The 21,577-nt window shown below is 64.9% G+C and carries 17 protein-coding genes and 2 tRNA genes; 6 read left to right on the top strand and 13 right to left on the bottom strand.

Going from position 1 to position 21,577, the window contains the following annotated elements; all coding sequences use genetic code 11:
* Positions 1-106 precede the first annotated feature (106 nt).
* From QUV11_RS00600 to thyA, 4 genes are all read right to left on the bottom strand, one after another.
* Positions 107-1,405 carry a dihydrolipoamide acetyltransferase family protein gene (locus QUV11_RS00600; RefSeq protein WP_300879966.1) on the bottom strand — a complete coding sequence of 433 codons (1,299 nt, stop codon included), beginning with the start codon at positions 1,403-1,405 and terminating at the stop codon, positions 107-109.
* A 6-nt stretch (positions 1,406-1,411) separates the two neighbouring features.
* Complete coding sequence (locus QUV11_RS00595; protein WP_300880049.1) at positions 1,412-2,416, bottom strand: alpha-ketoacid dehydrogenase subunit beta; 1,005 nt, start codon at positions 2,414-2,416, stop codon at positions 1,412-1,414.
* A 53-nt stretch (positions 2,417-2,469) separates the two neighbouring features.
* Entirely contained in the window at positions 2,470-3,744 is a 1,275-nt protein-coding gene (locus tag QUV11_RS00590) for a 3-methyl-2-oxobutanoate dehydrogenase (2-methylpropanoyl-transferring) subunit alpha (RefSeq protein WP_300879965.1), read from the bottom strand.
* 129 nt (positions 3,745-3,873) lie between these two features.
* Positions 3,874-4,845, bottom strand: a complete 972-nt coding sequence (gene thyA / locus QUV11_RS00585; protein ID WP_300879964.1) for a thymidylate synthase — start codon at positions 4,843-4,845, stop codon at positions 3,874-3,876.
* 143 nt (positions 4,846-4,988) lie between these two features.
* Between thyA and QUV11_RS00580 the strand changes: the two genes are divergently transcribed.
* A tRNA-Pro gene (locus tag QUV11_RS00580) sits at positions 4,989-5,065 on the top strand.
* A 54-nt stretch (positions 5,066-5,119) separates the two neighbouring features.
* Here the strand turns inward: QUV11_RS00580 and QUV11_RS00575 are convergent.
* The 4 genes from QUV11_RS00575 to QUV11_RS00560 form a co-directional block, all read right to left on the bottom strand.
* The gene (locus QUV11_RS00575) at positions 5,120-5,326 is read right to left on the bottom strand and encodes a hypothetical protein (RefSeq protein WP_300879963.1); all 207 of its coding nucleotides are present in this window, start codon (positions 5,324-5,326) and stop codon (positions 5,120-5,122) included.
* Positions 5,327-5,339: 13 nt separating this feature from the next.
* The gene (folP, locus tag QUV11_RS00570; RefSeq protein ID WP_300879962.1) at positions 5,340-6,446 is read right to left on the bottom strand and encodes a dihydropteroate synthase; all 1,107 of its coding nucleotides are present in this window, start codon (positions 6,444-6,446) and stop codon (positions 5,340-5,342) included.
* Positions 6,447-6,451: 5 nt separating this feature from the next.
* Positions 6,452-7,603 (bottom strand): site-specific DNA-methyltransferase, encoded by a 1,152-nt coding sequence (locus tag QUV11_RS00565; protein ID WP_300879961.1) that lies wholly within the window; start codon positions 7,601-7,603, stop codon positions 6,452-6,454.
* Between the two features lie 229 nt (positions 7,604-7,832).
* The gene (locus QUV11_RS00560; RefSeq protein WP_300879960.1) at positions 7,833-8,447 is read right to left on the bottom strand and encodes a ribonuclease HII; all 615 of its coding nucleotides are present in this window, start codon (positions 8,445-8,447) and stop codon (positions 7,833-7,835) included.
* 140 nt (positions 8,448-8,587) lie between these two features.
* Between QUV11_RS00560 and QUV11_RS00555 the strand changes: the two genes are divergently transcribed.
* From QUV11_RS00555 to QUV11_RS00535, 5 genes are all read left to right on the top strand, one after another.
* The gene (locus tag QUV11_RS00555; RefSeq protein WP_300879959.1) at positions 8,588-9,766 is read left to right on the top strand and encodes a PQQ-dependent sugar dehydrogenase; all 1,179 of its coding nucleotides are present in this window, start codon (positions 8,588-8,590) and stop codon (positions 9,764-9,766) included.
* Between the two features lie 95 nt (positions 9,767-9,861).
* On the top strand, positions 9,862-11,310 hold the full coding sequence (locus QUV11_RS00550) for a coniferyl aldehyde dehydrogenase (RefSeq protein ID WP_300879958.1): 1,449 nt from the start codon (positions 9,862-9,864) through the stop codon (positions 11,308-11,310).
* Between the two features lie 73 nt (positions 11,311-11,383).
* Positions 11,384-11,467 (top strand) — tRNA-Leu (locus QUV11_RS00545).
* A 115-nt stretch (positions 11,468-11,582) separates the two neighbouring features.
* Positions 11,583-12,809, top strand: coding sequence for a bifunctional glutamate N-acetyltransferase/amino-acid acetyltransferase ArgJ (argJ, locus tag QUV11_RS00540; protein ID WP_300879957.1), 1,227 nt, complete (start codon positions 11,583-11,585; stop codon positions 12,807-12,809).
* 5 nt (positions 12,810-12,814) lie between these two features.
* Positions 12,815-13,606, top strand: coding sequence for an inositol monophosphatase (locus QUV11_RS00535; RefSeq protein ID WP_300879956.1), 792 nt, complete (start codon positions 12,815-12,817; stop codon positions 13,604-13,606).
* Here the strand turns inward: QUV11_RS00535 and QUV11_RS00530 are convergent, their stop codons facing one another.
* The 5 genes from QUV11_RS00530 to QUV11_RS00510 all read right to left on the bottom strand — a co-directional run bounded on the left by QUV11_RS00530 (position 13,607) and on the right by QUV11_RS00510 (position 21,565).
* Positions 13,607-14,011: a virulence factor gene (locus QUV11_RS00530; RefSeq protein ID WP_300879955.1), complete on the bottom strand. Its 405-nt coding sequence runs from the start codon at positions 14,009-14,011 to the stop codon at positions 13,607-13,609. It abuts the gene before it with no gap.
* A complete protein-coding gene (gene trxA, locus QUV11_RS00525) occupies positions 13,989-14,315 on the bottom strand; it encodes a thioredoxin TrxA (protein WP_300879954.1) in 327 nt (108 codons plus the stop codon). Before trxA ends, QUV11_RS00530 begins: the two co-directional genes overlap by 23 nt.
* Positions 14,316-14,410: 95 nt before the next feature.
* Complete coding sequence (gene addA / locus QUV11_RS00520) at positions 14,411-17,881, bottom strand: double-strand break repair helicase AddA (protein WP_300879953.1); 3,471 nt, start codon at positions 17,879-17,881, stop codon at positions 14,411-14,413.
* Complete coding sequence (locus tag QUV11_RS00515; protein ID WP_300879952.1) at positions 17,878-20,877, bottom strand: PD-(D/E)XK nuclease family protein; 3,000 nt, start codon at positions 20,875-20,877, stop codon at positions 17,878-17,880. The genes addA and QUV11_RS00515 overlap by 4 nt, the downstream gene beginning before the upstream one ends.
* Entirely contained in the window at positions 20,870-21,565 is a 696-nt protein-coding gene (locus tag QUV11_RS00510; RefSeq protein WP_300880048.1) for a nucleotidyltransferase family protein, read from the bottom strand. The genes QUV11_RS00515 and QUV11_RS00510 overlap by 8 nt, the downstream gene beginning before the upstream one ends.
* Positions 21,566-21,577: the final 12 nt, after the last annotated feature.

The following is a 21,577-nucleotide window of genomic DNA, read 5'->3' as shown; positions in this document are numbered from 1 at the left end:
GGCAGCGCAAAGCGCTGACGGAGGGGTGTCCACGTCTGCGAGAGGGTGACACCCCTCCACCATCCTCCGGATGGTCCCCCTCCCCTTGCAGGGGAGGATTTCCTATTCAATCCGCGAAGATATAGATCGGCGTCTCGATCCGGCGCTTGAGCGCCTGGACGAAGCTGGCCGCGTCATAGCCGTCGACCACGCGGTGATCGCACGAGATCGACAGGTTCATCATCTTGCGGATCACGACCGCGCCATCGACCACCATCGGCCGTTCGACGATCTTGTTGGGGCCGATGATCGCGACTTCGGGCCGGTTGATCACCGGCGTCGTGGCAATGCCGCCAAGCGGGCCCAATGAGGTCAGCGTCAGCGTCGAGCCGGACAGCTCGTCGCTCTTCGCCTTGCCGCTGCGCGCTGCGTCGGCGAGGCGCGCGATCTCGCTCGCCATATCCCAGACGCTCAGCGATTCGGCACCGCGCAGCACGGGTACCATCAGCCCGGCATCGGTCTGCGTGGCGATCCCCAGATGCACCGCGCCCGAGCGTGTGACGACATTGGCCTCGTCGTCATAGCGCGCGTTGAGCATCGGGTATTCACGCAGCGTCTTGCAGATCGCCGCGATCAGGATCGGCAGCGCGGTCAGCTTGGGGCGATCGCCTCGGCTGGCGTTCATTTCTCCGCGCATATCCTCCATCTTCGTCACGTCGATCTCGTCGACATAGGTGAAGTGCGGGATGTTGCGCTTCGATTCGGCCATGTTCTGCGCGATTCGCTTGCGCATGCCGATGACGCGGATTTCCTCGTCTGCGGCACGGCCCGGACCGGCGCGGGTGCCGCCATAGTTGAGATAGGCGTCGAGATCGGCATGGCGGATGCGGGTGCCTTCCGAAGGCCGCACCTTGGCAAGATCGATGCCCAGATCGCGCGCCCGCTGGCGTACGACGGGTGACGCCAGCACCTTGGCACTGTCGTGCCCGGCCCCCTGCGAAGGCAGGGGCCCATCTCTCACGCTGGCCTTTGGAGCTGCGGGTGCAGGGGCCGGTGCGGGTGCCGGTTTCGCAACCGGAGCAGCAACCTCTTCGACGGGCGGAAGCTTGGGCGTTTCCGCCTCGATCGTCTCGGGCTCGGGCGCGACATCGAAGCCCGGCTCGGCATCGCTGTCGGAAACTTCGCCCTCGATCTCGATCTCGACCAGCATCGATCCGATCGCGATGACATCGCCCTCGGCGCCCGCCACCTTGGTGACGGTGCCCGAGACCGGCGATTCCATTTCGACGGTCGCTTTGTCGGTCATCATGTCGGCGATGCGACCGTCTTCCTCGATCCGGTCACCAATCTTGACGTGCATCGCCACGATTTCCGCCTCGGCAATGCCCTCGCCGATGTCGGGCAGGTTGAAGGTAAAAGTTGCCATGGCGGGTCAGTCCTTCATGATCTTGGCAATGGCGCGACCGATGCGGATCGGGCCGGGGAAATACGCCCATTCGAGGCTGTGCGGATAAGGCGTGTCGAAGCCGGTGACGCGTTCGACCGGGGCTTCGAGGTGGTAGAAGCAGCGCTCCTGCACCAAAGCGGAGAGTTCCGCGCCGAAGCCGCTGGTCCGCGTCGCCTCATGGATGATCAGGCAGCGCCCGGTTTTCTTGACCGACGCCTCGATCGTCTCGATGTCGAGCGGCAGCAATGTGCGCAGGTCGATCACCTCGGCATCGACGCCATTGGCTTCGACGACGGCCTTGGCGACATGCACCATCGTGCCATAGGCCAGAATGGTCAGCGCTTCCCCTGCGCGCACGATGTTCGCCTTGCCCAGCGGGATGCGATAATGGCCGGTCGGCACCTTCGATGCCGCGTGCTTGGACCAGGGTTCGACCGGACGGTCGTAATAGCCGGTGAACGGGCCGTTATAGATGCGCTTGGGCTCGAAGAAGATCACCGGATCGTTGTCTTCGATCGCCGAAATCAGCAGTCCCTTGGCGTCATAGGGCGTCGACGGGATCACCGTCTTGAGGCCGGAGACGTGCGTGAACAGGCTCTCAGGGCTCTGGCTGTGGGTCTGGCCGCCGAAGATGCCGCCGCCGAAAGGCGAGCGCACCGTGATCGGCGCGATAAACTCGCCCGCCGAACGATAGCGCAGCCGCGCGGCCTCGGAGATCAGCTGATCGATCCCGGGATAGATGTAATCGGCAAACTGGATCTCGGGGACCGGACGCAGGCCATAGGCCCCCATGCCGACGGCAACACCGACGATGCCGCATTCGCTGATCGGGGTGTCGAACACCCGCGTCTTGCCGTACTTCGCCTGCAGCCCTGCGGTGCACCGGAACACGCCGCCGAAATAGCCGACGTCCTCGCCCATCACGACCACATCGGGGTCGCGCTCCATCATGACGTCCATGGCGCTGTTGATCGCCTCGATCATGTTCATCGTCTTGGTGGCCGCTTCATCGGAGCCAGCTTCGGACGTCGCGTTATCCTGCATCACTTCGGCCATTTCGCGGCCCTTTCTTCCAGCGCTTGCGCCATCTGCTCCTGTAGATGCCAGGGCAGTTCCTCGAACACGTCCTCGAACATCGTCTCGAACGGCTGGTGCATGCCATGGCCGAGCACGCCGTTCTTCTCGGCTTCCTTGGTCGCGGCCTTGACCATTTCGGCCAGCTCCAGGTCCATCGCGGCGTGGCGCTCGTCGTCCCAGATGCCCAGCGCGATGCAATGCTGCTTCAACCGATAAATCGGATCACCCAGCGGCCATTCGGCGCTTTCCTGCGCGCTGCGATAGGCGGATGGATCGTCCGAAGTGCTGTGCCCTTCGGCGCGGTAGGTGAAGTGCTCGATCAGCGTCGGGCCCTTGTTCGAGCGCGCGCGCTCGGCCGCCCATTGCGTCGCCGCATAGACCGCGAGCGCATCGTTGCCATCGACGCGCAGGCCGGCGATGCCATAGCCGATCGCGCGCGCGGCAAAGGTGGTTCGCTCGGCTCCGGCAAATCCTGAGAAGCTCGAGATCGCCCACTGGTTGTTGACGACGTTAAGTATGGTCGGCGCGTTGTAGACCGAAGCAAAGGTCATCGCGCTGTGGAAGTCGCCTTCCGCGGTCGAGCCTTCGCCGCACCAGCAGCTGGCGATCCGGGTATCGCCCTTGATCGCGCTCGCCATCGCCCAGCCCACCGCTTGCGGATATTGCGTCGCGAGGTTGCCCGAGATGGTGAAGAAGCTGAGCTCAGGCACCGAATACATGATCGGCAGCTGACGGCCCTTCAATTTGTCGCCGCGGTTCGAATAGATCTGGTTGATCATCTCGGTGAGCGCATAGCCGCGCCACATCAGGATGCCCTGCTGGCGATAGCTGGGGAACACCATGTCATCGCCCTGCATCGCGGCGGCAGCGGCGACCGATGTCGCCTCCTCGCCGGTGCACTTCATGTAGAAGCTGGTCTTGCCCTGCCGCTGCGCGCGATAGAGCCGCTCGTCGAACGCGCGGGTCAGCGCCATCGTGCGCAGCATCTTGAGCAGCGTTTCGTGCGGAAGCCGTGGGTCCCAAGCGCCGACGGCGCGATGCTCGTCGTCAAGCACGCGCACAAGGCCGAAGGACAGATCACGCATCTCGTGAGGAGACACCGCTTCGTCGGGCCGAGCCATGCTGCCAGCGGCGGGAACGACCACATCGCTAAAATCGACCGGATCACCGGGCCGTGAGCGGGGTTCAGGAACGTGCAGCGCAAGCGGCTGCTGATTCGATCTCAAAGGACCATCGGCCATCAAAAATCCTCTCGGGTCTGTGCTCTTTCAGCCGGAAAAGGCTCTTGATGGCCTTTCGACTAATTGCACCGTCGAGACACATTATTTCAAGATTCGGAATAGGTCAATAGTGCTGCCCTTCACCCTGTCTCACACGGCGACAGGCGCGGAGATATGCGGCTGTGGCGCGTAATCCCGAACCAGGAAATCGTCGATCGCATAATCGAAAATGCTGGGCGGGCGGCGGACGATGTCCAGCCTGGGCGCCCCGCTCGGTTCGCGGGCAAGCTGCGTCGCGACCAGCTCAGCGTGATTGAGATAGAGGTGCACATCGCCGCCGTTCCAGATCAGCTCTCCCGGCTCGAGATCGCATTGCTGCGCCAGCATCCGGATGATCAGCGCCGCGGAAAAAATGTTGAACGGAACGCCCAACGCCAGATCGCACGAGCGCTGATAGAGCAATCCGGTGAGCTTCCCATCTGCGACGAAGAACTGATAGGTCTTGTGGCACGGCGGCAGCGCCATCCGGTCGAGTTCGGCGACGTTCCAGCCCTCGAAGATGTGGCGGCGCGATCCGGGGTTGGTCCGCAGGCTGTCGACCAGTTCGGCGATCTGGTTGATCCCCTGCCCACGCTGACGGAACAGGCCGCTGCCATCGTCCAGCGGCTCATAGACCGGCCAGTCGACCCATTGCTTGCCATAGACCGGGCCCAGATCCCCCCAGCGCGCGGCAAAAGCTGCGTCCTCGATGATCCGTGCCTCGAAGCTGTCGCGATCGATCGCCTCGCCCGTCGCGCGGCGATACGCATCGAGCGGCCAGTCGGTCCAGATGTGCACGCCCTGCATCACCAGCGAGCGGATGTTGGTATCCCCGGTAAGGAACCACAGCATCTCGCGCGCCGCGGCTTTCCAGTAGACGCGTTTGGTGGTCAGCAGCGGCATCGCCCCATCCGAAAGGTCGAACCGCATCATCGCGCCGAACAGTGAGCGCGTGCCCACCCCGGTGCGATCGGAGCGCTCGTGTCCTTGCGTCCAGACCTGCTGCATCAGATCCAGATATTGCCATTCGAAATGGCGCGTGCCCGCCTGGTGTGGCGCGCGACTCTGTAGTGCGGTGTCCATAAGACGGGGTCTAGCATGGGGCTTTTCGGCTTGCCATTGCATCGCCCGAGAAAAGCGAAAATGGCCGCTTGCATGGGGACCACAGCGTGGCTATAGGCACGCCCCTGCCTCCCAGGCGCCGCAAGGCACCATGAAGTCTGGGTCGGGGAGTAGCTCAGCCTGGTAGAGCACTGTCTTCGGGAGGCAGGGGCCGGAGGTTCGAATCCTCTCTCCCCGACCATTTAACCAAACGCACCAATTACGGCCCTCGCTGGGCAGATGTTGCTGGGGGACGTTACTGGTTCGGCAAGGTCTGCTGATCGACCAGCTTGTCACCGCGTTCCGTCGGAATCGACCAGATCACGACATTGCCGATCATCACCGCCGCCAGGATGAGCATCAGCACGGGCTGCTTGCGCAATCCGCGGCGCAGCAGGACGATGGCACCGGCGACGAGCGCCATTGCGGTGAGCATGGCGAGCGAGAGGACGAAACTGGTCATGGTCGTCCGTGTGTCAGCCGAGGCCGGGCATCGTCAAGGCGGCATCGCGCAACCCGCGCCAAACGCGCGCCGCCTGCACCGTTTCGGGCACATCATGCACCCTGACGATCTGAGCGCCCGATCCGATCGCGCTCAGCGCCAGCGTCAGCGATCCGCCAAGTCTTTCGCTCACTGGCGCCTCGTTCGAGAGCGCGCCGATCATGCGCTTGCGGCTCGCACCGAACAGAATCGGCTGGCCCAGCGCATGGAACAGCGCCAGCGCGTTGATCAACGCGAGATTGTCGGAGAGCGATTTGCCGAAGCCGATGCCGGGATCAATCAGAATGCGGTCCCGCGCGATTCCCGCTGCCACGACCGCAGCAATACGCGCCTCAAGCCAGTCGAAGACGTCGGTGACGACGTTGCCATAGCCTGCGCCCGTGTGCGGGTTCTGCCCCTGCGAGGGCGCATGCATCAGCACGACCGGGCAACCGGCCTGCCGGACAACATCGAGCGCGCGCGAATCGAACAGCAAGGCCGACACGTCGTTGACGATATGCGCGCCCGCATCGAGCGCGGCCTCCATCACCGAAGCCTTGCGGGTATCGACCGAGAGGATCGCACCGCTGTGCGCCAGCGCCCTGATCGCAGGGACAACGCGGGCGATCTCGTCGCCCTCCCACACCACAGGCGCCTCGGGACGGGTGGATTCGCCGCCGATATCGATCAGCGACGCGCCTGCGGTCAGCATGGCGAATCCCGCATCGGCGGCGCCCGCGGGATCGTCGGTGAAGCGGCCGCCGTCGGAGAAGCTGTCCGGCGTGACGTTCAATATGCCCATAACCTGCGGCTGGTCGAAGCGCAGCATCCGCTCGCCCAGCGCCAGCGGCGGGTGCTGCCGCGACAGGTTGGCGAACTGGACGCGCGCCCGGTCGGCCTGATCTGCGGCAAGCGACCCCAGAGCCTCATCAAAGCCATCGACCGGGACGATCTGCCGCGCCGTCAGCCTGCCAGCAACATAGGTCTCTACTGCGAGCAGATGACACCATACCAGGCTGTTGCCCAGACGGAGCGTCGCGCCGTCGAAGGTCTGCGGGTTTTCCGCCAACCCCACCGGCCGGATATAGACTTTGCCGGGCATACGCCTCAGGGCTCGGTGGCGAGCAGATAGGTCTGACGCAGGCTGTCGATCGGCTTGAGACCCGCATTGGTCTCGATATGCCAATAGGTCCAGCCGTTGCACGATGGCGCGTTCTGCAGGGTCGCGCCGACCTTGTGGATCGATCCGGTCAGGTCGCCGGTGAGCAGCGAGCCATCGGCGCGGACGGTGGCGCGGTGCTTGCCCGCCTTGTCCATGAGCACTGCGCCGACCTGGACATAGCCGGTTTCGACCAATGTGCCGAAGGCGACGCGCGGCTGGCTCTTGGGCGACTGCATCGTCTTCAAGCCCGATTCATCGAGCGGCAGCGCGGCGGCGATACGCTCTTCAGCAACATCGATATAGGTGTCGTCGCGCTCGCAGCCGATCCACTCGCGGCCTAGCCTTTTGGCGACTGCGCCGGTGGTGCCGGTGCCGAAGAACGGATCGAGCACCACGTCGCCCGGATTGGTGCAGGCGAGCAGGATGCGATAGAGCAAAGCCTCGGGCTTCTGCGTCGGGTGTGCCTTGACGCCGCCGCGCTTCAAGCGTTCCTGGCCACCGCAGATCGGGATCACCCAGTCGGAGCGCATCTGGAGTTCGTCGTTGAGCGTCTTCATCGCGCGATAGTTGAAGGTGTACTTCGATTTCTCGTCGCGCGAGGCCCAGATCAGCGTCTCGTGCGCATTGGTGAAGCGCGTGCCGCGGAAATTGGGCATCGGGTTGGCCTTGCGCCAGACGATGTCGTTGAGGATCCAGAAGCCCAGGTCCTGCAGCGTCGCGCCGACGCGGAAGATGTTGTGATAGCTGCCGATCACCCACATCGAGCCGTCGGACTTGAGGATGCGTTGCGCCTCGGTCATCCACTCGCGGGTGAAGCGGTCATAGGCGGCGAAGGTATCGAACTTGTCCCAATCGTTGTCGACAGCATCGACGCGGCCGCCCTCGGGCCGGAACAGATCGCCGCCCAGCTGCAGATTGTAGGGCGGGTCGGCAAAGATCATGTCGATCGAACCGGTCGGCAGCTTGCGCATTTCCTCGATGCAGTCGCCACGCAAAATCTGGCCCAGGGGCAGCTCGGGCTTGGCCGCAGGCCGGGCGCGCACAGGCGCCTTTGCCTTGCGCACCACAGGCGCCATCATCTCGCCAGTCAAAACCATTCTTTACCCCCGCTTGCCCTGTAACAGGGCCCTGCATGAGTCCTCGGCGACCATCGGTCAAGGCCAAAACCCTAGGGATTCCGTGTGTTGAAATGGTTAACGACACATCGCGACGGCAGAACACAATGAGTCCAAATCCAGATGTTGAGTCTTGTTAACGCCTGGGGACTCAAGGGATAGTGGTGTGACACCAAGGACTCGGCGCTCAAAAAAAGTGCCTCAAATCGCCTTACAGCAGCATTGCCTGCGCCACTGGAGCAAAGCTGCGCCGATGGAGCGCGCACGGGCCATGCTCGCGCAAGGCGGCAAGGTGCTCGGGCGTTCCATAGCCCATATTGCGCTCCCAGCCATAATGCGGGTGCTGCGCGGCGGCTGCCTGCATCATGCGGTCACGCTCCTGCTTGGCGAGGATCGAGGCGGCAGAAATGCACGGATGCAGCGCATCGCCCTTGACGATCGCCTCGGCACTATAGCTCCAGCGCGGCAACCGGTTGCCATCGACCAGCACATGGCCGGGAGCATCGCGCAGCGCCTCGACCGCGCGAGTCATCGCCAGCATCGTCGCCTGAAGGATATTGATCGCGTCGATTTCTTCGACGCTCGCCACGCCGATGCCGAACACGCAATGCGCGCGAATTTCAGCTTCCAATCGCGCGCGCTGGCCTGCGCTCAGCACCTTGCTGTCGGCGAGACCGGTGATCCCGTCGGGGCACAGGATAACCGCGGCAGCAACCACCGGCCCCGCCAGCGGCCCCCTGCCCGCTTCATCGACTCCGGCCACCGAACCGCAAGCGGCGGAAGACGAAGGGAATTCGGGCGATACCAGGGAACCGGGACGGGTCATCGTGCGTCTGTGCCGCAAGGCTTTTGCGACCGCAAGCGTCGTCTCGAGCGCATCACCGGTTCGCGCGAAATTGTCCCGAATCGTTTGCAATATCTCACTGGATGACGATGATCGTTTTCATGAAAAATGGAGTTCACCTGATGCACCGACTGACCCTGAGCGCAGCCATGCCGCTTATCCTGATTGCGTGCACCAGCAGCGAAGAAGCCGTGGCCAGCGGCGACACCGAAACCGAAGTCGCGGCGATTTCGCCGGTTGATCGCCTGCCCTTCGAGACAGCCGCGATCGCCACATTCGACGAGCCTTGGGCGATGACGTTTCTTCCGGATGGCCGCGCGCTGGTCACCGAGAAAAAGGGCGTGCTCAAGCTGGTCAGCTTCGGCGCCGATAACAAACCGTCGATGGTCGATGTCTCGGGCATCCCCAAGGTCGCTTATGGCGGCCAGGGCGGCCTGGGCGATGTCGTGCTTTCGCCCGACTTTACCAACGACAATTATGTCTATCTGAGCTTCGCAGAAGCCGGTGAAGGCGATACCAGCGGTGCCGCCGTGGCGCGCGCCAAGATGGTCACCGCCGAGGACGGCAGTGCGAGCCTGGACGACCTTCAGGTAATCTGGCGTCAGGAGCCCAAGGTCAGCGGCAAGGGCCATTACGGTCACCGCATCGCGTTCGGGCCCGATGGCATGATGTACATCTCTTCGGGCGAGCGGCAGAAGTTCGATCCGGCGCAGGACCTCGAGCAGAACCTCGGCAAGGTCGTGAGATTGACGCCGACCGGTGGCATTCCGTCGGACAACCCGATGTACAACCAGGGCCGCATCAAGGCGCAGATCTGGTCGTATGGCCATCGCAATCCGCTGGGCCTGGCGTTTGATACCAGCGGCAATCTTTGGACATCGGAAATGGGTCCGAAGGGCGGCGACGAGCTCAACCTGGTAAAGCGTAACGCGAACTACGGCTACCCCAAGGTGTCCAATGGCGACCATTATGACGGCCGCGACATCCCCGATCATTCGGCCGACGATGGCTTTACCGCGCCGAAGCTTTCCTGGACGCCGGTAATCTCGCCGAGCAGCCTGATGATCTATACCGGCGACCTTTTCCCGGCCTGGAAGAACAGCGCCTTTATTGGCGGCTTGAGCGGTCAGGCGCTGGTCCGGGTCAAGCTGGACGGCGAAAACGCTGAAAAGGCCGACAACTGGGCGATGGACGCGCGCATCCGCGAAGTCGAACAGGGTCCCGATGGCGCGATCTGGGTGCTCGAGGACGGCGCACGCGGATCCAAGGGCCGTTTGCTCAAGCTGACGCCGGCGAAATAATGCGAACGGCCGCACTCAGGCATGGGTGCCAAGCCAACTGAGTTCGCAATCCATCGCGCTAGTCCATGTGCGAAAATCCTAACGGGAGACGAAGAATGGCGACCACGATTGACGCCCCCCTCAAGGCTGATCAGCTCAGCGAAATTCTGGACCGGCAGAAAGCTGCGTTCCTGGCCGAGCTTCCGGTGCCGATGGCCGTGCGCAAGGACCGCATTCGTCGGGTGATGAAGATGGTCCACGACAACGCCGATGCGCTGGTCGCCGCGATGAGCGAGGATTTCGGCCATCGCAGCGCCGAGCAGTCGAAGATGACCGACATCGTCAGCGTGCTCAACTGCGCGCGCCACACGCTCAAGCACATGGACGGCTGGGCGAAAGCCGAAAAGCGCCCGGTGCAGTTTCCGCTGGGACTGCTCGGTGCGCGCGCGCGCGTCGAATATCAGCCGTTGGGCGTCGTCGGCATCATCGCGCCGTGGAATTTCCCGATCCAGCTGTGCCTGACCCCCGCCATCGGTGCGCTCGCTGCGGGCAACCGGGTGATGATCAAGAACAGCGAATATACCGAAAACACATCGAATTTGCTCGCCAAGCTCGGACCGCAATTCTTTGATGCCAGCGAAGTCGCCTTCTTCACCGGCGGACCCGATGTCGGCGAGGCGTTTTCCGAACTGCCGTTCAACCATCTTCTGTTCACCGGCGCGACCAGCGTCGGCCACCACATCATGCGCGCTGCTGCGAAGAACCTGGTTCCGGTCACGCTGGAGCTGGGCGGCAAGTCGCCCGCGATCATCGGCCGCGACGCCGACAAGGCCAAGGCGGCGCAGCGCGTCACCATGGGCAAGATGCTCAACGCCGGCCAGATCTGCATCGCGCCCGATTATCTCTATGTCGCGCGTGAAGACGAGAACGAGATCATCGAGAACATCAAGCAGTCGGCGAGCACGCTATATCCCACGCTGCTGGGCAATGACGATTACACCGCCGTGGTCAACGAGCGCCATCACCAACGGCTCAACAGCTATCTCGACGACGCCCGCGACAAGGGCGCCGAGGTGATCGAGGTCAATCCGGCGGGCGAAGACTTCAAGTCGGCCAACAGCCGCAAGATGCCGCTGCATATCCTGCGCAATGTCACCGACGACATGAAGGTGATGCAGGACGAGATCTTCGGCCCGATCCTGCCGGTGAAAACCTATATCACCGTCGATGAGGCGATCGATTACGTCAACGGCCGCGACCGTCCGCTGGCGCTGTATTATTTCGGCGACAATGCCGACGAGGCCAAGCGCGTGACCGACCGCACGGTCTCGGGCGGCGTCACGCTCAACGACACGATCTTCCACGTCGCGATGGAAGACCTGCCGTTCGGCGGTGTCGGCCCCTCGGGCATGGGCGCCTATCACGGGCTCGACGGCTTCCGGACTTTCAGCCACGCCAAGTCGATCTACAGCCAGCCGCGCATCGATGTTGCCAAGTTGGGCGGATTTCTGCCGCCTTATGGCAGCGCGACGCAAAAGGCGATTGACCGCGATCTGAAGCTCTGAGGCACAGCCACACCAGCGGCGGCTTTTGCGGGTTGCAGGAATTTTGCGAACCGTTATAGGCTGCCGCTGCTTGGCGGGCGTGGTGGAATGGTAGACGCGCCGGACTCAAAATCCGGTTCCGCAAGGAGTGTGGGTTCGAGTCCCACCGCCCGCACCAAGGACATTTCCCAAAACAATCCTGACACCATCCGCCCGACTACCGGGCAAAAAGCTTGCGCGCAGTTTTTTCCGGTTTAGTGCCGGGTACAGTGTTGGTTTTTCTGGATTGCATGATGTCCCATTCGGTATCGCCGCTCGCGCTCCCCTTCCCCGATCTGCCGATCATCGCGGGCGTCACCCCGCGCGTCGCGCGCGCACGCTACAAGGACTGGGACCGCTGCGACCTGAGCTTCGTCGAAATGGCACCCGGCACCAGCGTCGCGGGTGTCACCACCACCAGCAAGTGCCCCTCACCCGAGGTCGAATGGTGCCGCAGCGCGCTGGCTCAGGGCCAGGCGCGCGCATTGGTGGTCAGCGCGGGCAACGCTAATGCGTTCACCGGCGGCAAGGGCCGCGCCGCGGTGCAGATGGTGGTCGATACGGTGTCGGCGCAGTTGCAGTGCGCGACCGAACACGTCTTCGTTTCGGCCACCGGCGTGATCGGTGTGCCGCTGCCGCAGGACAAGGCGCGTGCCGGGCTGGAGGCGGCGTTTGACGCTTCGCCTTGCTCGTGGCGCGATCTCACCGATGCGATCGGCACCACCGACACCTTCGCCAAGGCCGCGACCACCAGCGCGTTGATCGGCGACCAGAGGGTCGAACTGGTCGGCGTGATCAAGGGTTCGGGGATGATCGCGCCCGACATGGCGACGATGTTGGGCTATATCTTCACCGATGCCGCGATTGCCCCGGCGTTGCTGCAGGACATGCTGGGCGCGGCCAACCGCAACACCTTCAATTGCATCACCGTCGACAGCGATACCTCGACCAGCGATACCGTGCTCGCCTTCGCCACCGGCCAGGCCGGGCATCCCCGCCTCGAGACGATGGACAGCCTGGGCGCAGATGCGTTCGCCGCCGCGCTTGCCGATCTGTGCCGCCAGCTGGCGCATCTGGTGGTGCGCGATGGCGAAGGCGCGAGCAAGTTCATCGAAGTCCGCGTCACCGGCGCGACATCGGACGACAGCGCGCATCGGATCGCGCTCAGCATTGCCAACTCGCCCCTGGTCAAGACCGCGATCGCGGGCGAGGACGCGAACTGGGGCCGCGTGGTGATGGCGGTCGGCAAGGCTGGCGAGCCCGCCGAGCGCGACCTATTGGCGATCCGCTTTGGCGGCGTCGAGGTGGCCGCGCAGGGCGTCGTCGTGGAAGGCTATGACGAAGCGCCTGTCGCAGCGCACCTCAAGGGACAGGATATCCTCGTGGAGGCCGACCTCGGTCTTGGCGATGGCCGCGCCACGGTGTGGACCTGCGACCTGACGCACGGCTATATCTCGATCAACGCCGACTACCGGAGCTGACGGCCTTGCACCCGCTCCACGCCCCGGTTTCCGCCCTGATCCGCACCGTTGCGCGCGACGTGGTGCTGCACCATTATCAGGAGCTCAGCGCCTCCCAGATCGACGAGAAGTCGCCAGGCGATCTGGTGACCTTCGCCGACAAGGAGAGCGAGCGGAGGCTGAGTGCCGGGCTGGCGGCAATCCTGCCTGAGGCCAGCATCGTCGGCGAAGAGGCAGTCGAGGCCGATCCGGCATTGATCGACCGCGTAAACGACACGACCGCGTGGATCATTGATCCGATCGACGGCACCCACAATTACGCGCACGGCCATCCGCCCTTCGGTATCCTGATCGCACTGATCGAAGGCGGGGAGACGGTCGCAGGCTGGCTCTATGATCCGCTCGCCGACCGCATGTGCCACGCGGTTCGCGGCGGCGGCGCGTTCATCAACGAGGTTTTGGTGACCGCGCGCGAGAGCGGCGAGGCATTGCCCGTGGCCGCGATTTCGACGCTGTTTATTCCCGAACCGCGCCGCAGCGCGATCAACGCGGCGGCGGAGGGCAAATTCCGCCTCGTCGACATACCGCGCTGTGCCGCCGAGCAGTATCCCCGGCTGGTGCTGGGCGAGAACGACGTGACCTTGTTCGAGCGCACTCTGCCCTGGGACCATGCGGCCGGTGTGCTGTTCGTGGAGGAAGCGGGCGGCAAGGCGGCGCGGCTTGACGGCTCGCGCTATCTGCCCGGCGACAAGCGTACGGGCATGATCGCCGCCGCCTCCCCCCGGCTGTGGGACGAGGCAGCGGCGATATTGGCCTGATTATTCTATTGCCGGCCCAAGGTCGTTGTTTTCCTCGATCCGCAACATGCGGATGTCGCGAACCGAGGGCTTGAACCAGTCATACTCGCGGCGAAGCTGCTGGACAGCCAGCACGCAATCGACCGGAGTCACCGTGTCGTTGCCGAAATAGGTCGACCCCTGCTGCCACTCGAAACCGCGCGCTTCCAATACCCTTCGGATATCGGAATAGGCGTTGTTCCAAGAGGCATTGTGGTAGGCGGTCTGCAACACGGTGGTATCGAGATCGAAGACAATGGCATACATGCTCACGCCCTTTGTCGGCTTGAAGCCCAAAGCGCGATTATGACCTATCTGAGCCGACATGGGCTCAGGGATTACACCATTTTCGAGCATGTTTCCATCAACCGGGAAGCGCGCCTTCAAGCCAGCTCTTCAGCGCGCTCTTGGGAGCCGCGCCGACCTTGGTTTCGACGATCTGGCCCTTGTCGAACAGGATCATCGTCGGGATGCCGCGCACGCCGTACTTGGCGGGGGCGTCCGGGTTGTCGTCGATGTTGATCTTGGCGATCGTGACCTTGTCGCCCAATTCGTCGCTGATTTCTTCGAGAGCGGGACCGATCATCTTGCAGGGGCCGCACCATTCGGCCCAGAAATCGACCAGAACGGGTTTGTCGGACTTCAGCACATCGGCATCGAAGCTTGCATCGCTGATTGCGGTGGTGGCCATCGGGGGTAACTCCTTTTTGGTGACTTGATCAGCAATGTAAGCGCGGCGATGGGCGTGCTCAAGGCGTGAGCTTGCAACTATTCATGTCGCGCCCGTTAGTCCAGCTTCGTCGCAGCCAGCAAGGCGTCGGGCAGCACGAACAGCTGAGGCGTCGCGGTGTAGAGCAACCCGGCCTGCACGACGCGTCCGGGAAAGATCAGCCGCAGCGCCGAGACATAGGCCGCCATCTGCCGCACATGCGCCACCGGCAGCGCCTCGAGCGATCGCGGCGGGCGCCGGCTGGTCTTGAAATCGACCACCAGCACGCGGTCGGGCTCGATCAGCAACCGGTCGACGGTGCCGGTCACCACGTTCAGGCCCACGACCGCAGCGATCGGCGCTTCGGCCAGGGCCTGGTCGCCGAAGATATCGGCCCAATCGGGGTGCTCGAGCACCGCGCAGACTGAATCGATAATGCCATTGGCCTCGGCATCGTCCGTGATCTGGTGCTGGCTCGCCAGCCACCGCCGCGCCGCGGCACGCCGCTGATCGGGCGCGACAGTGGGCAGGCGTTCGAACAGGCTGTGCATGATCAGCCCGCGCAGCGCCGCCCTGGCAAGGTCCGCGCCGAAGAAAGGTGGGCTCGCACTGTCGTCTTTGCCCAGCGACGATGGCGCCAGCGGGCTCGGCGGGCGCTGCTCGGGCGCGGCAGGGGTCAGCGCCCAATCGGGCAACGGCATGGCTTTGGCAGGAGAAGATGCCGCCCCGCCTATCGCCGCTTCGGATGGCACCCCGCCAACACCGAAACGGCGGCACGCGCCCTCACCCTCATCGATCCAGTCGCAGCCCAATGCCATGAAGCTGCGTTCGATCAGCGCGTACCAGCTCAGCTCAGGCGGTTCCTTGGCGCGCCGCCCCAATGTGCCGCCGATATACAGCCGCTCGGCGGCGCGGGTCATCGCGACATAGAGCAGCCGCCAATGCTCCTCCATATCCGCCGCGCGCGCTGCATCGTGCGCTTCGGCGAGAGGACCTGCCCTTTCCGCCTTGCGCAGGTTGTAGACCGGAAGATCGATCACCGCGTCGAGCCCGGTAATCTCGACCGGCCAGTCGAAGCTGCTGTCCACCTTGCGCGTCGGATCGACACAGGCGTCGGCAAGAACCACGATCGGCGCCTGCAAGCCCTTCGACCCGTGCACGGTCATCACCCGCACCATGTCCGACTGGCCAGAAAGCTCGCGCTTGATCTCTTCATCCCCGGCATCGAACCAGTGGAGGAAGGCCTGGAGCCCGCCGTCATGGGATGCTGCGAACTTCTGCGCCAGCGACAGCAGCTCGGCGATCGGATCCAGCGCTTCCTCGCCCAGCCGTGCGACCAGTTTCGCCCGCCCCTGCACCGGGCCGCTCAGAACCTGTTCGAGGAAGTCATAGGCGGTGCCGAAATCGGCCATGCCGAGCAACGCGTAGAGCCCCTCGATCCGCGCCTGCACCGCCGGATCGTCGCGCGCCTGATCGCGCAGATGCGGCCACAGCGCGCGCTTGTCCGGACGATGGCCATAGTGCAGCAGCTCTTCCTGCGTCCAGCCGCACAAAGGCGAGACCAGCAAAGCAGCGCAGGTCAGGTCGTCGAGCGGCTGCAGCGCGAAGCGGATGGCCGCGACCAGATCCTGCACCGCCAGCGGCTGGCCCAGCCGCAGCCGGTCGATCCCTGCCACCGGAACGCCAGCCGCATACAACCGCGCCACGATCAGCGAAGCAAGGTCACCGCGCCGCCGCAGCAGCACCATGATATCGCCTGCCCCGGCCCAGCCCGCGCTGCCGTCCGACCGTCGCGCCAGCCACAGCCGGTCGGGTGATGCCGGATCGAGCCAGCGCGCGATGCGGTCGGCCAATTGGTGCGCGAAGCGAAGTTCGGCGCCGGACAGCCATTCCTCTGCGATCTCGCCCTCCGGCCCCACGTCGGTCTCGCCATCCTCGGTCTCGACGCCCTCGCCTACCGGGCGCCACAGTTCAACCGCGCCTGGCCCCGCACGCCCTTCGTGCAAAGGCAGGCCGTCATCGGCGATGCCCAAGGCCGCCGGTCCCAGATCGCCCAGAACCGCATCGACCATGTCGAGCACCGGCTGGGTCGAACGGAAGCTGCGATCAAGGCTGAGGTCGAGGAAAGCTTGGCCGGCATCGCGCGCATGGGCACCGATGCGGTGGCGGGCGGCGGCATAATATTGCGGGCTGGTGCCCTGGAATCCGAAGATCGCCTGCTTGAAATCACCCACTGTGAACAAGGTGCGGAACCGGTCCGTCTTGCTGCCCATCCCTGAGAAATAGTCGGCGATCAGTCCGTTGACGATCGCCCATTGATTGGGGTTGGTGTCCTGTGCCTCGTCGACCAGAACATGGTCGAAGCGCTGGTCGAGCTTGTATGCGATCCATTGCGCCATGCTCCGACCGGAGAGCAGGTCTGCCGCCGCGCGGATCAGGTCGTCGAAGTCAAGCAGTCCGGCCTGGCGCTTGGCTTCGGCGAAGCTCCAGGCGAACGCACGGCCGACCTCGAGCGCGCGGGCATATTCGCCCGAAAAGCCGATCAGCGCAGTGTGCTCCTTGAGCGAGAGCAGGTCGGAATACAGGCTTTCGGCCTTGAACGGGTAATCGGGATCGACCTTTTTGGGCGACTGGGTGAAGGACCGCAGATTGCCGTTGGCGATCGCCACGACGCCCCAGATCAGATCGAGATGCTCGAGCCGCTCGTCATCGCCCATATCGAGCCAGGTCTGGATCGCATCGGCATGCTTCTGACCTGTAGCGGTGCCCCAGCCGACGTTGCTTTCCTGCAGCGCCTCCAGATTGTCGATGTCGAACAGGCTGTCGCTGCACAGACGCGCGAGATCGCTGCCGTCCTCGTCCCTCTTCAGGCCCAATGCCGCATTGATATAGGGGCGGATGTCGCCTTTTAGCGCATCCATCGCATCGGGCTTTGCGGCGCACCGCATCAGAAATTTCTCGGTCGCCTCCGCCCCCATCCGCAGGCTCAAAGCTTCGAGATTTTCGGACAGCCGCGTGTCGCCGTTGCGCGCGGCCTCGACCAGCATCGCACCCAGCGTGTCGCGCGCCCGTTGCACCCGGTCGCGGTCCTCGATCGGGCGGAAGCCGGGGGCAAGCCCCGCCTCTTCGGGAAAGCTGGCCAGCAACGACTGGCAGAAGCTGTGGATCGTCTGGATGCGCAGGCCGCCCTGCGGCGCATCGAGCACGCGTGCAAACAGGCGGCGCGCGCGGGTGAGTGTGTCGGGATCGACCGGCGCGCCGATGCAGCGCAGGTCCGCGCCCAGGGCGGTGTCGCTCATCCGCACCCAGGCGGCGAGCTGCGCGTTGATCCGGTTGGCCATTTCGCTGGCGCCGGCCTTGGTGAAGGTCAGGCACAGGATCGCGTCCGGATTGACGCCGGGCTCGAGCAGCAGGCGAAACACCCGCGCGGTGAGCACCTGCGTCTTGCCGGTGCCCGCCGAAGCGCTGAGCCACACCTGGTCGGCGGGCGCCACGGCCCGCGCCTGGTCGCCGTGCAGCGGATGCAGGCTGGAAGGAGCGCCGCTCATCTCGTGCCCCCTGTGCGACCATCCTGGCGGCCATACCATTCGGCCAGCCGCATCAATTGGTCGTATTCGGTGTACAGCGCATGATCGGGAACAAGCTTCGCCTCAAACGGCGCGTCGCCCAAGATCCAGTCGGCCAGCGCCTCGCGCAGGAAACTCTCGCTGGTCGGGACCACGTCCTCGGCAGGCAGTCCGCTGCGCTTGCGCCCCTGCAGCACCGGGCTGTCGATATAGCCGAATCCCGTTTCGCTGTCCTTGTGCCGCACCAGCGACCAATATTCGAACCCGCGCGCGGTGCCGGTGATCGGCGGAAGCTCAGCGTCCTCGGCAAAGCCGCCGCGCTCGGCCATCAGCCCCAGCAACCCAAGCTGCAACGCAAAGCCGGTCTGCACCTGCGCCGCCGAGGGAGGCTTTCCGGTCTTGTAGTCGACGATCACCAAAGTGCCGTCGGGCATGCGGTCGATGCGGTCGGCCTTGCCCGAAATCTTGACCCCATCGACCAGGATGCTGCCGCTGCGTTCGGCATCGAGCATCGTGCGGCCGGACTCGGCAAGATCGAAGGTCTGCTGGACCACCCACTCCAGCCCGGCCACCAGCCGAGGCCGCCACAGAGCCTTGATCAGCGGGTGGACGTTGGCGCGCACCAGAAACAGGTTGGCGCGCGGCACCAGCGCAGCCGGGTCGAGCCCATCCTCCTTGTGCCACAGCTCCAATATCTCGTGGACCAGGCTGCCGCGCCAGGCGGCGCTGGGTTCGGCATCGACCGGGTCGAGCGAGCGCAGGCCGAGAATGCGCTTGGCATAGAACGCGAATGGATCGGCGCGCAGCCGGTCGAGCTCGGTCACCGAAAGCTTCACCGCCCGCTGGGCACGCGATGGCCGGGGCGCGGGCTTGTCGATACTGACCTTGGGCAACCGGCGATCGAGCGTGCGGGCCAGCGCCAAAGTGGCGGTATCTTCCATGTCCTTGTCGGGCGCGACCGCCTGCAGCCGCAGCAGAAAGCGCGACGCGACCGTCGGCGCGCTGCCGTCGCGCCGGGCGCGGGTCAGCACCACCTCGGGCGACGCGAGCGCGCCTGCCAGATCCTGCGCCGCCAGCCCGACGCGCATTTCCAGCGGCGGCAGTCCCAGCGCATTGCGCACCATCGGCGCGAGCCACGGGTCGGGCGACGGAATCTGCGGCCACACGCCCTCATTGAGCCCCGCGCAAATGACGAGGTCGGCGCTTTGCAGCCGCGCCTCGAGCAGGCCGTAGATCGCCACGCGCGGGTGCTTGCCAAAGGGCGGGCGCACGGCCTTTTCGGCCATCAGCCGTGACAGGATCGTCGCGGCCTGGCTCGCGGTAACAAGCGGGTCATGGTTCGCCGCGCGCGCGAGCAGTTGCTGCACCAGATCGGAGGCTGAGCGCCCCGCAATCCCGTTCCACACCGCCTGTTGGCTCAGCGCTTGCGCAGTCTCGATGATCGCGGCGATGACCTGTGACAGCGGCTGCGGATCGCGCGGGAATTGCGCAATCGGAGCGAGCAGCGCCTTGGCCCCCGTCCACCATTCGCGAAGCTCTGGTTGCCTTATACTGGCATCGATCCCGGCAAGGCCCTGCGCCGGGCGGGGGCCGCGCAGCCGCATGTCGAGCGCACGGGCCTGGTCGAGCCAGGCCAGCCGCCCCTCGCCCGGCTGCGACAGTGGGTGCTTGAGCAGATCGAGCAGTTCGACCGGGGCAAAATCGCTCGCCAGGCAGTTGGCCACCGCCAGCAGAAACCGCCCCGGCGGCGTCACCGGCAACGCCTCGCCCGCGCTGTCGTCCGCCTCGATGCTCCAGCGCTTGAGGTGGGCAATGACGCGGGCCGCCAATGTGCGATCGGGGGTGACGATCGCGGTGCGGCGCCCGGACACCTCGAGCGCCTGGCGCACCAGCACTGCGATCGCCTGCGCTTCCTCGTCAGGATTTTCGGCCTCGACGATGCGGATGCCCTTGGTGCGGCGGTCGGCGGCGGGCAACGTAACCCAGCGGTCGCTGAGCCGCGCGGGCAGGAAAATGCTGCGCAGCAAATTGGCGCGGTCCGCGATCCATCCGGTGCGCGGTTCGGGCTGCCAGGGCTCGACCTCGGCCCGCTCGATGCTCATCGCGTGGAGCAATTGCTTGAGATGATATTGCGGATGGGTGACGGCGGGGCGTTCTGCGGGCGGCGCCTCTCCCGGCGTGGTCACGGGGACCGGCTCGCCTATCGCCTCCCAGAGCGGCGCATCCATATCCAGATCGAGCCCGGGAAGCACCACCATGCCTTGCGGCATATGCGCGATGCTGCGCAGCAATCGTGCGATCGCCGGCGCCGATGTGGTGATCCCGGCGGCGATCACCGGGCTTTGCGGCGGATGATAGCGCCAGCGATCGGCAGCCTTGTCGAGCAGCCGGTTGCGGCGCTCGGCGGGATCGATCCGGCCGTCCTGGATCAGCTCCTGCGCCCAGGCACGGCCGACGCGCAGGAACAGGTCGCGCGCCTGCGCCCAGTGATCCGCCAGGTCCGCCTCGACATCCACCGCATCGAGCTGGTCGAGCGTCTTCTCTTCGATGTGCAACTGGTCGAGCACGCGGGCATATTCGCTGGCCAGCCGCAGCGCCTCGGCAGGGTCGTGCGCGCCGGGGCGGCCTGCGCCTTCGCGCGCGATGATCGCCGCCAGCCGGAACCGCCGTTCGAGCGGATCGACCGCAGGCGGGATCGCTTCGCCCTCGCCCAGCGGATCGAGCAAGGCGCCCAGGCTTTCGTCGAGATCGAGATCTCCGATCAGCGCCATGCGCGGCAGCAGCAGCCCGTCGGCCGCATGGCGCACCAGCGCCTCGGTGATCGCACGTCCCGCACGATGGTTGGGGATCAGCAGCGTCACCCGCGCCAGTGCCAGTGGGTCCTTGCCAAACCGGCTGAGCAGACCGCTCGCCAGAACGTCCGCAAACCCGCGCTGCGCCCCGATGGCATACACGCGGGTTTGCCCCGGATCAGGCATTCAACAGTGCCTCTGCCGTGGGTTCGATGGCACCCGGAGTGCCGACATCGAACCACTGGCCCAGATGCGCGATGCCATAGAGTCGGTCGGCGGCGATGGCGCGGTTCCAAAGCACATTCGTCGAGAACGCCCCCTCGGGCGCATCGGCGAGCAGGCGGCGCGACAGCAACTGGATGCCGGTGTAGATATAGGGCGCGACCCGGCCCGGCCGGCGGCGGATGATGCGCCCCATCTGGTCGAGGTGGAAGTCGCCGACACCCTGATAATTTCCCGCGCGACTGTGTGGCACCACCAGCAGCAACGCATCCATCCGCGTATCGTCCCAAGCCGCCCGCAGCTCGTCGAAGCACGAGCGCGCGCTCTCCAGCCAGACATTGTCGCTGTTGAGGCAGAAGAACGGGTCTTCCTTGATCAACGGCAGCGCCTTGACCAGCCCGCCGCCGGTTTCGAGCAACACATCGCGTTCGTCCGAAATCATCAGCTCAAACGGATAGTCGCGCGCCTTGAGATGCGCTTCGAGCGCGTCGGCGAGATAATGGACGTTGACGATCACGCGCTGCATGCCTGCCTCGGCGAGGTGCGCCATGACATGGTCGATCAGCGGCTTGCCGCCGACGCGCACCAGCGGCTTGGGCGTGGTGATGGTCAGCGGCCGCATCCGCTTGCCAAGACCCGCTGCCATCACCATCGCGGTGCGAGC

The organism is Blastomonas sp., from assembly GCF_030373265.1.
Lineage (GTDB): Bacteria > Pseudomonadota > Alphaproteobacteria > Sphingomonadales > Sphingomonadaceae > Blastomonas.
The sequence above is the reverse complement of the archived record's forward strand: the minus strand, read 5'-3'. Positions and strand labels throughout refer to the sequence as shown.

Bases quoted from the DNA above. Each gene is read 5' to 3' on its own strand.
- QUV11_RS00560 (WP_300879960.1), bottom strand. From the start codon at position 8,447: ATGACCCGTCCCGGTTCCCTGGTATCGCCCGAATTCCCTTCGTCTTCC.
- trxA (WP_300879954.1), bottom strand. From the start codon at position 14,315: ATGGCCACCACCGCAATCAGCGATGCAAGCTTCGATGCCGATGTGCTG.
- QUV11_RS00555 (WP_300879959.1), top strand. From the start codon at position 8,588: ATGCACCGACTGACCCTGAGCGCAGCCATGCCGCTTATCCTGATTGCG.
- folP (WP_300879962.1), bottom strand. From the start codon at position 6,446: ATGCCCGGCAAAGTCTATATCCGGCCGGTGGGGTTGGCGGAAAACCCG.
- QUV11_RS00565 (WP_300879961.1), bottom strand. From the start codon at position 7,603: ATGGTTTTGACTGGCGAGATGATGGCGCCTGTGGTGCGCAAGGCAAAG.
- addA (WP_300879953.1), bottom strand. From the start codon at position 17,881: ATGAGCGGCGCTCCTTCCAGCCTGCATCCGCTGCACGGCGACCAGGCG.
- QUV11_RS00510 (WP_300880048.1), bottom strand. From the start codon at position 21,565: ATGGTGATGGCAGCGGGTCTTGGCAAGCGGATGCGGCCGCTGACCATC.
- QUV11_RS00515 (WP_300879952.1), bottom strand. From the start codon at position 20,877: ATGCCTGATCCGGGGCAAACCCGCGTGTATGCCATCGGGGCGCAGCGC.
- QUV11_RS00600 (WP_300879966.1), bottom strand. From the start codon at position 1,405: ATGGCAACTTTTACCTTCAACCTGCCCGACATCGGCGAGGGCATTGCC.
- QUV11_RS00550 (WP_300879958.1), top strand. From the start codon at position 9,862: ATGGCGACCACGATTGACGCCCCCCTCAAGGCTGATCAGCTCAGCGAA.
- argJ (WP_300879957.1), top strand. From the start codon at position 11,583: ATGTCCCATTCGGTATCGCCGCTCGCGCTCCCCTTCCCCGATCTGCCG.
- QUV11_RS00575 (WP_300879963.1), bottom strand. From the start codon at position 5,326: ATGACCAGTTTCGTCCTCTCGCTCGCCATGCTCACCGCAATGGCGCTC.
- QUV11_RS00595 (WP_300880049.1), bottom strand. From the start codon at position 2,416: ATGAACATGATCGAGGCGATCAACAGCGCCATGGACGTCATGATGGAG.
- thyA (WP_300879964.1), bottom strand. From the start codon at position 4,845: ATGGACACCGCACTACAGAGTCGCGCGCCACACCAGGCGGGCACGCGC.
- QUV11_RS00590 (WP_300879965.1), bottom strand. From the start codon at position 3,744: ATGGCCGATGGTCCTTTGAGATCGAATCAGCAGCCGCTTGCGCTGCAC.